This window comes from Ruegeria sp. AB7, from assembly GCF_056542625.1.
In genome coordinates, this window is record NZ_JBQGAC010000001.1 from 235,016 (window position 1) to 247,942 (window position 12,927).

11 protein-coding genes are annotated in these 12,927 nt (G+C 57.1%); 5 read left to right on the forward strand and 6 right to left on the reverse strand.

Features of this window, described 5'->3' with window-relative positions:
• Positions 1–21: 21 nt before the first annotated feature.
• The 4 genes from ACR0EN_RS01185 to ACR0EN_RS01200 form a co-directional block, all read right to left on the reverse strand.
• Complete coding sequence (locus ACR0EN_RS01185) at positions 22–2,439, reverse strand: GcvT family protein (protein ID WP_480584849.1); 2,418 nt, start codon at positions 2,437–2,439, stop codon at positions 22–24.
• Between the two features lie 105 nt (positions 2,440–2,544).
• Positions 2,545–3,852: an HlyC/CorC family transporter gene (locus tag ACR0EN_RS01190; protein ID WP_170393312.1), complete on the reverse strand. Its 1,308-nt coding sequence runs from the start codon at positions 3,850–3,852 to the stop codon at positions 2,545–2,547.
• A gap of 63 nt (positions 3,853–3,915) precedes the next feature.
• A complete protein-coding gene (locus tag ACR0EN_RS01195) occupies positions 3,916–4,872 on the reverse strand; it encodes a site-specific tyrosine recombinase XerD (RefSeq protein WP_170595842.1) in 957 nt (318 codons plus the stop codon).
• A 2-nt stretch (positions 4,873–4,874) separates the two neighbouring features.
• Positions 4,875–6,401: a hypothetical protein gene (locus ACR0EN_RS01200; protein ID WP_170817673.1), complete on the reverse strand. Its 1,527-nt coding sequence runs from the start codon at positions 6,399–6,401 to the stop codon at positions 4,875–4,877.
• Between the two features lie 218 nt (positions 6,402–6,619).
• On the opposite strand from ACR0EN_RS01200, the gene ACR0EN_RS01205 reads away from it, so the two are divergent.
• Together ACR0EN_RS01205 and aroB are read left to right on the forward strand one after the other, a co-directional pair.
• Positions 6,620–7,207 carry a shikimate kinase gene (locus ACR0EN_RS01205; protein ID WP_170393308.1) on the forward strand — a complete coding sequence of 196 codons (588 nt, stop codon included), beginning with the start codon at positions 6,620–6,622 and terminating at the stop codon, positions 7,205–7,207.
• A complete protein-coding gene (gene aroB / locus ACR0EN_RS01210; protein ID WP_480584853.1) occupies positions 7,207–8,319 on the forward strand; it encodes a 3-dehydroquinate synthase in 1,113 nt (370 codons plus the stop codon). The genes ACR0EN_RS01205 and aroB overlap by 1 nt, the downstream gene beginning before the upstream one ends.
• Before the next feature lie 3 nt (positions 8,320–8,322).
• Here aroB and ACR0EN_RS01215 read toward each other — a convergent pair whose 3' ends face one another.
• On the reverse strand, positions 8,323–9,393 hold the full coding sequence (locus ACR0EN_RS01215; protein ID WP_170817675.1) for a site-2 protease family protein: 1,071 nt from the start codon (positions 9,391–9,393) through the stop codon (positions 8,323–8,325).
• 18 nt (positions 9,394–9,411) lie between these two features.
• Complete coding sequence (gene ssb, locus ACR0EN_RS01220) at positions 9,412–9,897, reverse strand: single-stranded DNA-binding protein (RefSeq protein ID WP_170817676.1); 486 nt, start codon at positions 9,895–9,897, stop codon at positions 9,412–9,414.
• Positions 9,898–10,104: 207 nt separating this feature from the next.
• Here ssb and ACR0EN_RS01225 point away from each other — a divergent pair, with 207 nt between their 5' ends.
• The 3 genes from ACR0EN_RS01225 (at position 10,105) to ACR0EN_RS01235 (ending at position 12,849) form a co-directional block, all read left to right on the forward strand.
• Entirely contained in the window at positions 10,105–10,683 is a 579-nt protein-coding gene (locus tag ACR0EN_RS01225) for a lytic transglycosylase domain-containing protein (RefSeq protein ID WP_170405293.1), read from the forward strand.
• A gap of 87 nt (positions 10,684–10,770) precedes the next feature.
• Positions 10,771–11,733 (forward strand): LuxR C-terminal-related transcriptional regulator, encoded by a 963-nt coding sequence (locus ACR0EN_RS01230; protein WP_170405297.1) that lies wholly within the window; start codon positions 10,771–10,773, stop codon positions 11,731–11,733.
• A 129-nt stretch (positions 11,734–11,862) separates the two neighbouring features.
• Complete coding sequence (locus tag ACR0EN_RS01235) at positions 11,863–12,849, forward strand: MBL fold metallo-hydrolase (protein WP_170626005.1); 987 nt, start codon at positions 11,863–11,865, stop codon at positions 12,847–12,849.
• The last annotated feature ends 78 nt before the right edge of the window (positions 12,850–12,927 follow it).

Consider the following 12,927-nt stretch of genomic DNA (forward strand, 5'->3'; position numbering starts at 1 on the left):
TGCCGTCGGTGGATTAATAAGTCATCCCCGCATTCTTGCGCCATCGGGATCGAAAAGTGGGGTCGTGATGACCCGCGCTTTGTGCATCTGACCTAGAATTTCAATTTCAACCGCACGTCCCTCGGTGGCCTGTTCAGTCGGGAGGAACCCCATGGCAATCGACTTGCCCGCAAAGTGCGAATACCCACCAGATGTACAGAAGCCGACAACAACGCCGTCTAACCAGATCGGTTCGTACGCGTTTACATCTGCATCTGCCGCGTCGACCTCAAAAGCCACCAAGCAGCGATCAGCGCCAGATGCGCGCTCGGCCTCGGCCGCTGCTCGGCCTATGAAATCACTGTTCTTGGAGAATGAGATGAACCGATCCAACCCGGTTTCTGCCGCTGTATAGTCGGGTGAAAATTCTCGCATCCACGAGCCAAAGAACTTGTCCAGACGCAGACTCATCATTGCGCGCATGCCAAATGGGGTCATGTCATGAGCTTGACCCGCTTGCCACAAACTCCACCAGAGTTGCCGTTGGGCCATTGGGTCGCAATAAATCTCATAACCCAGATCGCCGGTATAGCTGACACGCTGAACGATGCAGTCCGTCATGCCAATTGTCATCTCGCGCACGTCGAGGAACCTGAGCGAGGTGACTGCTTCTCGGGTGCAGGCCGACAAAACCTCGGTGGCCTTGGGGCCTGCGATCTGAAACCCATTCAACCGGTCGCTGATGTTCTCGATGCCCACGCCATGGTCCTGGTTTTTCAGGAACCAGCGCATATGAAATGCCTGACTGCCGTAGGAGGCGGTCAGGTGAAAAAGGTCGTCGCCCAAGCAGGAGACGGTGAAATCCCCGATCAGCTTACCTTTATGCGACAACATTGGCGTCAGTGAAACGCGGCCTGGTTTGGGTATGCGGCCCGCCATGATGCGATCCAGCCATGCACGAGCACCGGCACCGGTAATACGGTATTTTCCGAAATTGTGGACTTCGTTGATCCCAACACCTCCACGCACGGCACGAACTTCGCGGCCGGTGGCCTCAAAGGCGTTGGAACGGCGGAACGAGGGTGTCTCGAAATCCGGTTCATCGCCTTGGGCAAAGTAGTTTGGTACTTCCAGCCCGTATTGCTGCCCCCAAACGGCACCGAGATCGCTGAAGATGTCGTACATTGGTGTGGTTCGGTTGGGACGCGCTGCAGGCAGTTCCTCGTTCGGATAAGCGACGCTGAACCGCTTCTGATAGTTCTCGATCACCTTGGGGCGCGTGTAGCCCGGGCTGATCCAATCGCCAAACCGCGCCACATCCATGGCAAACACATCGCGTTCGGGTTCGCCTTCGATCATCCATTGAGCAAGGGTCAAGCCAACACCACCGCCTTGGCTGAAACCGGCCATGACACCGCAGGCTGACCAGTAGTTCCGCACGCCAGGCACCGGACCGACCAGAGGGTTGCCATCCGGGGCAAAGGTAAACGGCCCATGGATGACGGATTTGACACCCGCCTCAGCGAGAACAGGGAAGCGTTTGTAGGCGAATTCGATGCTATCGGTGATTTTGTCGAAGTCATCGGGCAGCAGTTCGTGGCCAAACTCCCACGGGGTGCCGTCGACCGCCCAAGGTTTGCAGGGCTGTTCGTAAAAGCCGATGCACAGTCCACGCCCTTCCTGCCGCAGATAGCTTTCGCCAGCGGGGTCCATCACATGCGGGTGCTCGCCACCTGCGTCGATGATGGCCTCGATCTCGGGTATGTTATCGGTGACCAGATATTGATGCTCCATCGGATGCAACGGGAAATAGATCCCGGCCATCGCACCGACCTCGCGCGCCCACAATCCGCCCGCATTGACGATATGTTCGGCGTGAATTGTACCCTTGTCGGTCACCACGTCCCAAGTTCCGTCCGGGTGCTGGTTGGTCTCGCGCACCATGCAATGTGTTTCGATCGTAGCCCCGCCCATACGCGCGGCCTTGGCGTATGCGTGTGTTGTACCCGACGGATCAAGATGCCCGTCCAGCGGATCATACAGCGCACCAAGGATGCCATCGGTGTTGGTGATCGGAGCAATTTTTTTGATCTCCTCAGGCCCGACGATCTCGGTCTCAAGACCCATGAATCGGTGCTTGGCGCGTTCGGCGAGCAACATGTCGAACCGGTCTTGATTGTCGGCCAGCGTGACGCCGCCGACGTGGTGCAGTCCACACGACATGCCCGTGATCTCTTCCAGCTCTTTGTACAGCCGGATGGTATAGCCCTGCAGGGCGGCCATGTTTGTGTCACCGTTCAGGGTGTGAAACCCGCCCGCCGCATGCCAGGTCGAACCGCTGGTTAGCTCAGACCGTTCCAGCAGCATCACATCCGACCAACCGAGCTTGGTCAGGTGATAGAGGACCGAGCATCCGACAACGCCGCCTCCGATAACTGCGACACGGGTGGTGGTTTTCACGATGTTTCTCCCTCGGCTTTTGGCCGAGCCTGCCGAGGGCTCTGGCGTATTACTGTTCCGTTCGCGACACCGCGCGTCGTTTGCTGAATACGCATGCTGTAGGGCTTAGAGAGGACGAACCTTGAGGGCGGTGATCCTGTTGCCTTCGCGGGCCGTGACCTCAAACCGGAAACCGTGGAACGAGAATACTTGGCCCACAATGGGGATCATCTGAGCCTCGTGGATCACCAACCCGGCCAGCGTGTTGGCTTCTTCATCCGGCAGCGACCAGTCTAGCGCGCGGTTGGCGTCGCGGATGGTCATCGCGCCTTCGACCAGATACTGGCCGTCGTCAGATCGGGTAACTGGGACATCTTCGTCGATGTCGAACTCGTCTGCGATCTCGCCCACGATCTCTTCCAGAATATCTTCCAGCGTGATCAGCCCGCGCAGCGATCCATATTCGTCAACAACAAGCGCGAAATGGCTGTGCATGCGAAGAAACTCACGCATTTGGTCGTCCAGAGTGGTGGTTTCGGGCACGAAATAAGGATCGTTGGCAACCTTCGCGATGTCGAAATTCTTAAGCCGCTCTGGATCACCATCGGCGCCACCTACCTGCGCATACATTGCGCGGAACAAGTCTTTGGCGTGCACGACACCCACGATGTTTTCCTGTTCTTCACGGAACACAGGCAGGCGGGTGTGTGGGCTTTCTAGACACTGTTTCAGGATCGCCTCGGGTTCGTCATCCGCATCGATCATCTCGATATTCGAGCGGTGAAGCATGATCTCTTCCACCGCGCGGTCGCCAAGATCGAGCGCGCCCAGAATACGGTCGCGATCTTCTTTTTCGACCACACCTTCGGAATGGCCCAGTTGCAATGCGCCAGCGATTTCTTCACGGACCGCAAGGATGTTGCTATCAGGGTCGATCTGTACGCCGAACAGGCGCAATACACCGCGCACCAGCAGTCGGACGGCAGCCACCACCGGCGAGAACACCGTTACGACGACGCTGATAACGGGTGCCACCAAGGCGGCGGCTTTTTCGGCGTTGGTAATCGCGTAGGTCTTGGGCAGCACCTCGGCAAAGATCAGCACCAGAAGGGTCATCACGAGCGTCGCCAGCGCCACACCGCTTTCGCCGAACAGGCGGGTAAACAGGGCGGTTGCCAACGAAGCGGCAAGGATGTTGACAAGGTTGTTGCCGAGAAGGACCGAGCCGATCAGACGTTCGTTATCATCGGTGATTTCCAGCGCTTTTTTCGCCCCGCGCGAGCCTTTGTCAGCCTGCGCTCTCAGCTTGCCACGCGATGATGCGGTCAGCGCAGTTTCGGAGCCCGAGAAAAAGCCCGATAGGACAAGGAGAAGAAGAATGGATCCTGTCGTGATCCAGAATGCGCCATCAAGCAGAGAAGGAGTGGGTTCCATTGGTCCTAGGTTGTTCGTGTTGCTGCATTCGTTATGGGGGTGCGGGCCCGGCCAATCAAGGGGTTAGCCCTGATCTGTGGTGTCGTCTTTGGCCAGCGGGTGGTGTTCCAACACCAGTTCCGACAATCGCTCATCCAGAACATGCGTATAGATCTCGGTCGTCGCCACATCGGCATGGCCCAACAGCGTCTGGATCGATCGCAGATCCGCGCCATTGGCAAGCAGGTGCGTCGCAAACGCATGGCGTAGCGTGTGAGGTGTGACTTTTTCAGGCGAAACACCGCCTTCGATCGCCAGTTCCTTGACCAGCAGAAAGAAGCGATGCCGCGTCAAGTGCCCGGACTTCCCGCGCGACGGGAACAGGAAACGCGACGCTTGCCCCCCTTTGGAAATGGCTTTTTCCTCGGCCGTATCGCGGGCTTGCAGCCAGTCTGCCAACGCCTCGCGGGCAGGGGGGGACAGCGGAACCATCCGTTCTTTCCCACCTTTGCCGAGGACCAGCAGCATGCGGGGATCACCTCTGGCTGAACTGACCGGCAGCGACACCAGTTCTGTCACCCGCATCCCCGTCGCATAGAGCAGTTCCATCAGGCACGTGTTGCGAATTTTGTCTGCGTCGGAACGACCCGTGCGCCGCGCTGCTGCAAGCAGGCGGTCAACTTCGGGCACGTCCAGTGTCTTAGGCAATCGCTTGGGGCGCCCAGGTCCCTTGATCTGGATGGCCGGGTTGCTTTCGCGCCAGCCTTCTTCGAAAGCAAATCGATACAATTGTTTGATCGCCGACAACCGCCGTGCCCTTGTCGAGCGCGACAGGCCCTGCGCATCGCAATCGATCAGGTAACCTTCAATCCGATCGCGATCCGCTTCGGAAAAGCCCGATTTCCGACGCGTCAACCAATCAGAGAAATCTTTCAGATCCCGGCCATAGGCGAGCAGGGTGTTGGTGGCAGCGCCAAGCTCGGCAGCTTGCGCTTCGAGGAAGGTGGAAATCCACAGCTCCTGAGACGCGGGCGCGGTCATGCTCAAGCCCCGTTCAAGATCATCAACTGCAACGCGGCCCGACGTGCGGTGTCTTCAAGACCCACGCGGCGGAACGCAGCGATTGCAGCGGTCAGGTCGACCAGATTGCCGCGCGCGCCATGGGCGAACAATTGCATCGTTTCCAGAATGGCTTCGCCCAATTGATCGTTACTCAGCAGCCCGTCGATATCCGAAGGGATGGGCGCGGACCAGGCAAAGCCCTGCGAAATGGCATCCGCCAGAGGGGTTGGCGACGGCGCGCGTTGCGGATCGCCCTGTGCCAGGGCGGCCAGAAACATATTCGCATCGGAACCTTCGGGCACATCTTGCGCTGCGTCTTCATAAAGCTCGGACAACAGCAGAATACGCCACCGCAGATTCTTGGCGGCCGAACCTGATAGTTTCATTGCTGCCAGACGCGGGGCAAAAAGTTCGGCAAAGGGAACCTCAAGCCCGACGGTTTTCATCTGAGCCCAGACCTCAACAAGAGTTTTGGAAACTGCCTCGGGATTTCCGGTTTCCAATGCGGTTTCGAACCGTTGGATGGCAGCCACGCGGTCCCAGACAGCACCCGAAGCAGCCGGCGAACGTTCGGTATATAGGCCAAGCAACTGATTGGGTGTCAGCGCGCCAATCCGCGTCAATCGTTCAGCAGCTTCGACCTGAGCTTTCCAGCCCGCCACATCGCGCAGATCGGCATTGGCGAACGCCCGTGGCAGTGAAGCCGTGGGCAAACGTTCACCAATGGCTTCGAACAGACGGAACGTAAGCGGATTCGGGTCGTCGGGCTGAGGAAGATACTCAGCCCCTTCGAACAATTCCGGGCTGAGAAAGCGATCGAGCAACGCAAGCTGGTCTTCGGGCAGCACCTGCAGCGCATGAGCGGCTTCGAGTGTCAGAGCAGCTGACGCCCAATCTCCACGACGGGCCTTGCAGAATATTTGCGCTGCGTAATCCCGAGACAAATTCGGCTGCGCGATCAGCGCGGTGCAACTCCGGTCTTCGTCACCCGTCAGCAACGTCGCATCGAACCAGCGTTTGAAACGAGCTTGCGTATCGGTCGGACCGGCCAGCTGAACCAGAGATTGTACCGGATCGGATGCGCCCAATTGCATAAGGCGGTCCAGTCGCGCCATCAGCAATTTGTCTTCTGCCTGTCCTCCGCTTGGGGGACGTGCCTCGGAAAGGAGCAGGGTGAACAGCAGCCGTTGCATTGCGGGGTTGGACTTGACCCGCACCTGCCCGATCAGTTCCGCCAGACGATCCGCATCGCTGTTCTGCCACAAGTTGACCGGCAGACCTGTGACGGAAGAGGCCACCAAACCCAGCGGTGGCGACAGCGCCTCAAGCGGGGTGACCTGAATATCCGGCTGCAACCCTGTCTGGGTGACAGGTGGCTCTAATAGCACTGTGCCCGGCAGATTCTCAGGCGGGTCGGTCAGCCAGTCGATGATCGACAAGGGCTCCGTCGATTGTGCCTGCGCAGTTCCGGCTAGAAAAAACGCCAGAAGAGTGGTTCTAGTCGGCATTCAAGATGACCGGTTCGCGGACTTCACTTTGAGGAGCGGAAAAGTCCGCACCAAAAAACGGCCCGACATAGGCATACCCAACCAGCCCGATGAAACACAGGCAGATGAGGTAAATCAGGAACTTGATTAAACGGCCCATGGGTGAACGCTGCCTCAATTTTTGCTTTTGCCCAAGTTATAACTAGCATTTTTCTTAAGATCACGTCATTCACGACGAAATGAGCGAAATTAAGCATAACACGGTGCGTTCCGACACAGCGGCGCAGTTTCAACTGCACAAAACCGTCGTTTTGGTCGGAATGATGGGGGCTGGAAAGACTGCGGTGGGCCGGGCTCTGGCGGCTCGGCTAGGCGTTCCCTTTCTCGATAGCGATTCCGAGATCGAATCGGCCGCCAACATGACCATCCCCGAGATCTTTGCCCGCGATGGTGAGGCGTTCTTTCGCAGCAAGGAAAGTCAGATCATCGGGCGGCTTCTGGACGAGGAAAAAGGCATCCTGTCGACTGGGGGCGGCGCGTTTCTGGCAGAAGGCAATCGAAAAATGATCTCAGATCGCGGTGCATCTGTTTGGTTGCGGGCCGATCTGAACGTGTTGTGGAATCGCGTCAAACATAAAGACACGCGCCCATTGCTGCGTACGGCAGACCCGTATGCAACGTTGCGCGGTTTGTACGAGGCGCGCGTGCCGATCTATGAACAGGCCGATCTGGTGGCTGACTCAGATGGCGAAACCGCAATCGAAGATATGGTGGATCGGGTGATCGCTGCATTGGTGACGCGCCCTGATATTTTGGAACGAATTTAATGCATCAAACCGTACATGTTGATCTGGCCGAGCGTTCATATGATGTTGAGATCGGTCCCGGCATTTTGGCGCAATCTGGGGAACGGATTGCTCCACTGATAAAGCGTAAGCGTGTCGCGGTTCTGACGGATGAGACTGTCGCGGGCCTGCATCTGGATGCACTGCGTGAAGGCCTGGCCTCAGCCGGGATCGGGATGAATGCTCTGGCACTGCCAGCGGGTGAGGCCACCAAAAGCTGGCCGCATTTTGAGCGCGCGGTAGAATGGTTGCTGGCGGAGAAGGTCGAACGGAACGACATCGTCGTTGCGCTAGGTGGGGGTGTGATCGGTGATCTGGTGGGATTTGCTGCAGCAGTGATGCGGCGCGGGGTACGCTTTGTTCAGATACCGACTTCGCTGCTGGCACAGGTCGACAGCTCGGTTGGGGGCAAGACCGGGATCAATGCGCCACAGGGCAAGAACCTGATTGGAGCGTTTCACCAGCCGTCACTGGTGTTGGCCGACACGGACGTGCTGGGCACGTTACAGGCGCGGGACTTTCTCGCCGGATACGGCGAAGTCGTCAAATATGGGCTGTTGGGCGATGCCCAGTTCTTTGAGTGGCTTGAAGACAACGGGCCTCTGTTAGCATCCGGCGACATGGCGGCGCGCGTGCAGGCCGTCACACGCTCGGTTCAGATGAAGGCCGATATCGTGGCACGCGACGAGACCGAGCAGGGCGACCGGGCGCTGCTCAATCTGGGTCATACTTTCTGCCACGCGCTTGAGGCTGCAACCGATTATTCTGATCGATTGCTGCACGGTGAAGGTGTCGCCATCGGCTGTGCGCTGGCGTTTGAAACTTCTTCTCGCTTGGGGCTTTGCCCGCAAGAAGATCCAAGCCGTGTCAGGGCGCATTTGCGCGCCATGGGCATGAAGACTGATCTGGCCGATATTCCGGGTGAATTGCCGGATGCAGAAACGCTGGTCGATCTGATGGCGCAGGACAAAAAGGTAATGGATGGCCAGTTGCGTTTCATTATGGCACGAGGCATCGGACAGGCGTTCGTCACTTCAGAAGTGCCGCGCGAGACAGTGGTCTCGGTGCTTGATGATGCGCTGGCCGCCTGCTGAGATTCAGCGCCCCTGGATTACAATAAGCTCGCCAATATTTTCGCGGGTGATGTAGCCGACCATGTGACCCGATTTGGTGCATACAGCAATTGCGGGTGCGCCTTTATGCAGGCCATTCAGAACTTGGTCCAATCCGCTGGTGAGCGCGACTTCTGGTATGTTCTTATCCATAATCGACGCGGCAGGCTCGGATCGGGGATGGTCGCTTGCTAACGCTGCGAACAGTCGGTCACGGGTGACAAATCCCATAAGGCTGCCATCCTCGGCCAAGACGGGAAACTCGTGCTGGGTCGTATGAATGACCGCTTGAGCCGCCGTCGCCAACGTATCATCGGGCGACAACGCCTTGAACTCGGTGATCATCGCATCCCGGGCCTTCACACGCCGCGCAACCGAACGTAGCGCAACGTCCTGATTTTCGGAATTCGCGGCAATGAAGACAAATACGGCGATCAGAACCAGGATCGGGTTGCCAGAGGTCAGCCCCAGAAAACCAAGCCCGACCGCTACGATCTGACCGCCAAGGGCGGCGATCTGCGTGGCCTTGGCACGTTCCATCTTCATACATAGCAAGGCGCGGAATACACGCCCGCCGTCCATCGGAAATGCCGGGATCATGTTGAAGGCCGCCAGCAGCAGATTCACATAGGCCAGACGGCTCAATAGGTTCGTGCCTGTCGAGTCGATCTGGGCCAGCGATCCAAGTTGTATCCCCGCGCCTAAAACCACAAGGATGGCCCAGATGACGACGTTTACGGCCGGGCCTGCTAAGGCGACCCAAACCTCCTGCATCGGTTTTTCTGGCATCCGCTCAAGACGTGCCAGTCCACCGATTGGCAGCAAAGTGATATCAGGGGTGCGAATGCCGTATCGCCTTGCCATGAGCGCGTGACCGAATTCATGCGCGACGACACAGGCAAACAAAGCCAGAACGAACAGGATGTTGTTGAGCGCAGCGGGCCAACCGCCGCTGGAATACGCCGCAAAACCAACCCAGGCGAGCAGCAGGAAGAAGGTGACATGGACCCTCAGTTCCGAGCCGAGCAATCGGCCAAGTGAGAAGGACCATGCCATGTTGTTTCTCCGTTTGGTTTAGAACGGAATCTCGTCGTCATCGATGCCGCCGGATGCAGGGGCAGGGGCGCTGGACTGACCGCCATAGGGATCACCATAGACTCCTCCGGCCTGACCACCGCCATAGCCACCACCGCCGCCACCGCCTTCTCCGCGGGCATCCAGCATAGTCAGCTCGCTGCGGTAAGGGCGCAGGACAACCTCAGTCGAATAGCGATCCTGCCCCGACTGATCCTGCCACTTGCGGGTCTCTAACTGGCCCTCGACATAGACTTTGCTGCCTTTACGCAAATACTGCTCGGCAACGCGAACCAGAGGTTCCGAGAAGATGGCGACTGTGTGCCATTGGGTTCGATCCCGACGCTCACCAGTGTTGCGGTCTTTCCATGTCTCTGATGTTGCGATGCGCAGGTTGCACACCTTACCACCGTTCTGGAACGACCGCACCTCGGGGTCGGCACCGAGATTGCCGATCAGAATGACCTTGTTGACTGAACCCGCCATATATTCCCTCGTTTTACTCTGACTGGATGGCGCCCGAATCTGGCGCTGTATTCTGGTGCTGACCCTATACGGGCTACGACTTGGTTGAAACATGATTGATCGTGCAACGCTGAGCAGGAAAACATTAGGACTGTCTTAACCAAGCTTTCATTTCCGGCTGATTTAACTATAATCTGATTGGTTGTTGAGGGTGCAGGATTGGCATTAATGCGTTTTCTGGTCGGTGGTATCTCGGTATTGGGTCTTTGTCTGACGTCGTTCGCGACGCAGGCAGAAACGCTGTCCACCAAGAATCGCAAGGCGATATTCCTCAAGCAATCCAAGGTTTTGGATAATCGGGCCGCTACGCAATATCGCGGCTCTGAACGGCTTAAACCCAAGACCGAGCGTGGGAAATTCGTCAAGCGTTACACTGGTAACTATCGGGGCCAGTATCTCGATCATGCCAGAAAAGCAGCGCGGCAACATAATGTGCCGGAAGAACTTTTCCTGCGACTTGTTCAACAAGAAAGCGGGTGGAACCCGAATGCCAAATCCCACAAAGGGGCGTTGGGTCTTGCGCAACTGATGCCCCAGACCGCGCGGCTGCTTGGCGTCAATCCGCACGATCCGATCCAGAATCTGGAGGGTGGTGCGCGTTATCTTTCCTGGCAATACCGCAAGTTCAAGTCCTGGCGCCTTGCACTGGCAGCTTACAATGCAGGGCCCAAAGCAGTTGAAAAGCACGGCGGAATTCCACCCTACAAGGAAACCCAGAACTACGTAAAAGTGATCTGGGGGGGCTAGCTGCGCCGCAGCGTGTCTGTTTCTTGATCTACCGCCAAACGCTGTCCTAGTCTGATTGGATAACCTTTCGGACTTGTGCGAATTACGATGATCCAAGATCGACCCAACATACCACCCGAAACAATGGCGAACTGGCAGCGTTTGGTCGACCTTGTTTCGCAGCTGGCCGATGTGCCCGCCACTTTGATCATGAAGACCGAAGCGCCGGATCATGCGGTTCTGATCACATCGGATCATCCAGAAAACCCATACCCGGTCGGCATGAATTTTCGACTGAACCCCAAGCTCTATTGTCAGGGCGTTCTGGAACGCGACGGCGAATTTGTTGTCGAGGACGCAACATGTGACCCGGCCTGGAGCGACAATGAGGACATGGAGCATGGCATGTCCTTCTATATCGGTTTTCCGCTGAAGTGGCCGGATGGTTCGGTATTCGGAACAATCTGCGTCTTGGACCGTCACCGCAATCGCCGGGCCTTGTTGTTTCGTGAAGGTTTGGCACAGTTTGCGCGCATGGTTGAATCGGATTTGGCTTTGATCCAAGAGGTTTACCTGCGCCGAGCGCTGGAAGTGAAGTTGAATGAAACTCTGGCGCAACTGGAGCACCGCGTCGCGGCGAGGACGCGGGAGCTGCAGGAAACAAACACGGCGCTACGGGTGCTGTTGACCAGTTTGGACGACGATCGGAAAGACCGGGATCAGGATATCGTAGATCAGGTTCGCACGATGGTGTTGCCTTATCTGGACAAGTTGCGCGGGCTTTTGACCGAAGGCGACGCCTCGCAAGTTTATCTGGAATTGGCCGAGCGTAATCTGCAAGAGATTACTTCAATGATTTCCGACAAGCTTTCGGATGCGTTTTCGGTCATGACGCCGACCGAGATCGAAATTGCTCAGCTGGTCATGTCGGGCAAAACCACGAAAGATATCGCCCGGGCGATGTCGCGCGAAACTTCTACAATTGATTTTCATCGTAACAATATTCGTCGAAAACTTGGCCTCGAAGGCCGTGACCAGAACTTGCGAAGCCATCTTTTGTCGATTTCGTGATTTCTGAATATGGGGATTTCCCCCATATTCCCCCCCGATTTTTCTGATCTGAGCAACCTGTGCCACGCGCGCTAGGCTGGTCGCAAGGGTGCGGACCAAGCCGGGCCTTTTCAACTCGGGAGGATAAAAATGGATCGCAAAGATCTGAAACCCACAATTCTAAACGGAGAACGCGACACATTGGCAACTGGTCTGTCGCGTCGATCGTTCTTTATGGCTGCCGGGGCCGCCGGTGTCGGTGCAGGGGCCTCACTGCTGGGTAGCAAACCGGCCGAGGCGCAATCGCAGGCCTGGCTGCAGCCTGGCAACAATAACCACGTAATCGATCTACAGGGCTCGACTGGTCAGGCAAGCACGGGAGCGGTTGGAATCGATTATTACGGTCACTGCGCGATCAAAATTACCTCACCAAACGGAGCGACCGTGTTGTTTGATCCTTGGCGCGATGATCCCTCCGGCGCATGGGGCCTGTGGTTCCGCAACGAGTTCCCGCAGATCCCAGTTGATATCACTATGTCCACTCATGCTCATTTTGACCATGACGCTATCGAGCGGCCAAGTTCCACAATGGTTTTAGACAGGATGGCGGGCAATTTTGAATTTGCTGATCTTAAGATCACAGGTTTTGCTGACAAACATGCCTGCGTTGCGCCGGGTTGGTACGAATGGACCAACGCCTTGGCCGAGTTTGGCGCGGAAGCTTGTCCGCCCAACAACGTCGGACATATGGACATGGTGGTCTACCTTGTCGAAACCGGAGGCATTCGCACCTTGATCTGGGGCGACAACCGCCACAATCCGCCTCAGGAGTTCTGGGATGCTATAGGACAGGTAGACGTGCTGACTTTGCCCGTCGACGGATCGGAACACATCCTTAGCTTCGATCAGGGCAACGAAATTGTCGCCAAGCTCAAGCCCAAGATCATCATCCCGACGCACTACCTCAATGAGGTTACGTCATACACGCTTACGACGCTGCAGGCCGCAGACGATTGGGTCAAAAGCCAGCAGAGTTACAAGATGCTCGACAGCGCCAGTCTAAAACTGGAAGCCGGAGATGTGGCGGGTATGAATCAGGAGTTCATGCACTTCGGCAACAACGTGATGACGGGCTGATTACGATCAGAAACTGCCACTCACCCACGACCTGCGTCGCCTGTCTCCCCACTAAACGTGACGCAAATTGAAAGGGCC

Coding starts and splice junctions, on each gene's coding strand:
- ssb (WP_170817676.1), bottom strand. CDS start 9,897: ATGGCGGGTTCAGTCAACAAGGTCATTCTGATCGGCAATCTCGGTGCC.
- ACR0EN_RS01235 (WP_170626005.1), top strand. CDS start 11,863: ATGGATCGCAAAGATCTGAAACCCACAATTCTAAACGGAGAACGCGAC.
- ACR0EN_RS01225 (WP_170405293.1), top strand. CDS start 10,105: ATGCGTTTTCTGGTCGGTGGTATCTCGGTATTGGGTCTTTGTCTGACG.
- ACR0EN_RS01215 (WP_170817675.1), bottom strand. CDS start 9,393: ATGGCATGGTCCTTCTCACTTGGCCGATTGCTCGGCTCGGAACTGAGG.
- aroB (WP_480584853.1), top strand. CDS start 7,207: ATGCATCAAACCGTACATGTTGATCTGGCCGAGCGTTCATATGATGTT.
- ACR0EN_RS01195 (WP_170595842.1), bottom strand. CDS start 4,872: ATGACCGCGCCCGCGTCTCAGGAGCTGTGGATTTCCACCTTCCTCGAA.
- ACR0EN_RS01205 (WP_170393308.1), top strand. CDS start 6,620: ATGAGCGAAATTAAGCATAACACGGTGCGTTCCGACACAGCGGCGCAG.
- ACR0EN_RS01190 (WP_170393312.1), bottom strand. CDS start 3,852: ATGGAACCCACTCCTTCTCTGCTTGATGGCGCATTCTGGATCACGACA.
- ACR0EN_RS01230 (WP_170405297.1), top strand. CDS start 10,771: ATGATCCAAGATCGACCCAACATACCACCCGAAACAATGGCGAACTGG.
- ACR0EN_RS01200 (WP_170817673.1), bottom strand. CDS start 6,401: ATGCCGACTAGAACCACTCTTCTGGCGTTTTTTCTAGCCGGAACTGCG.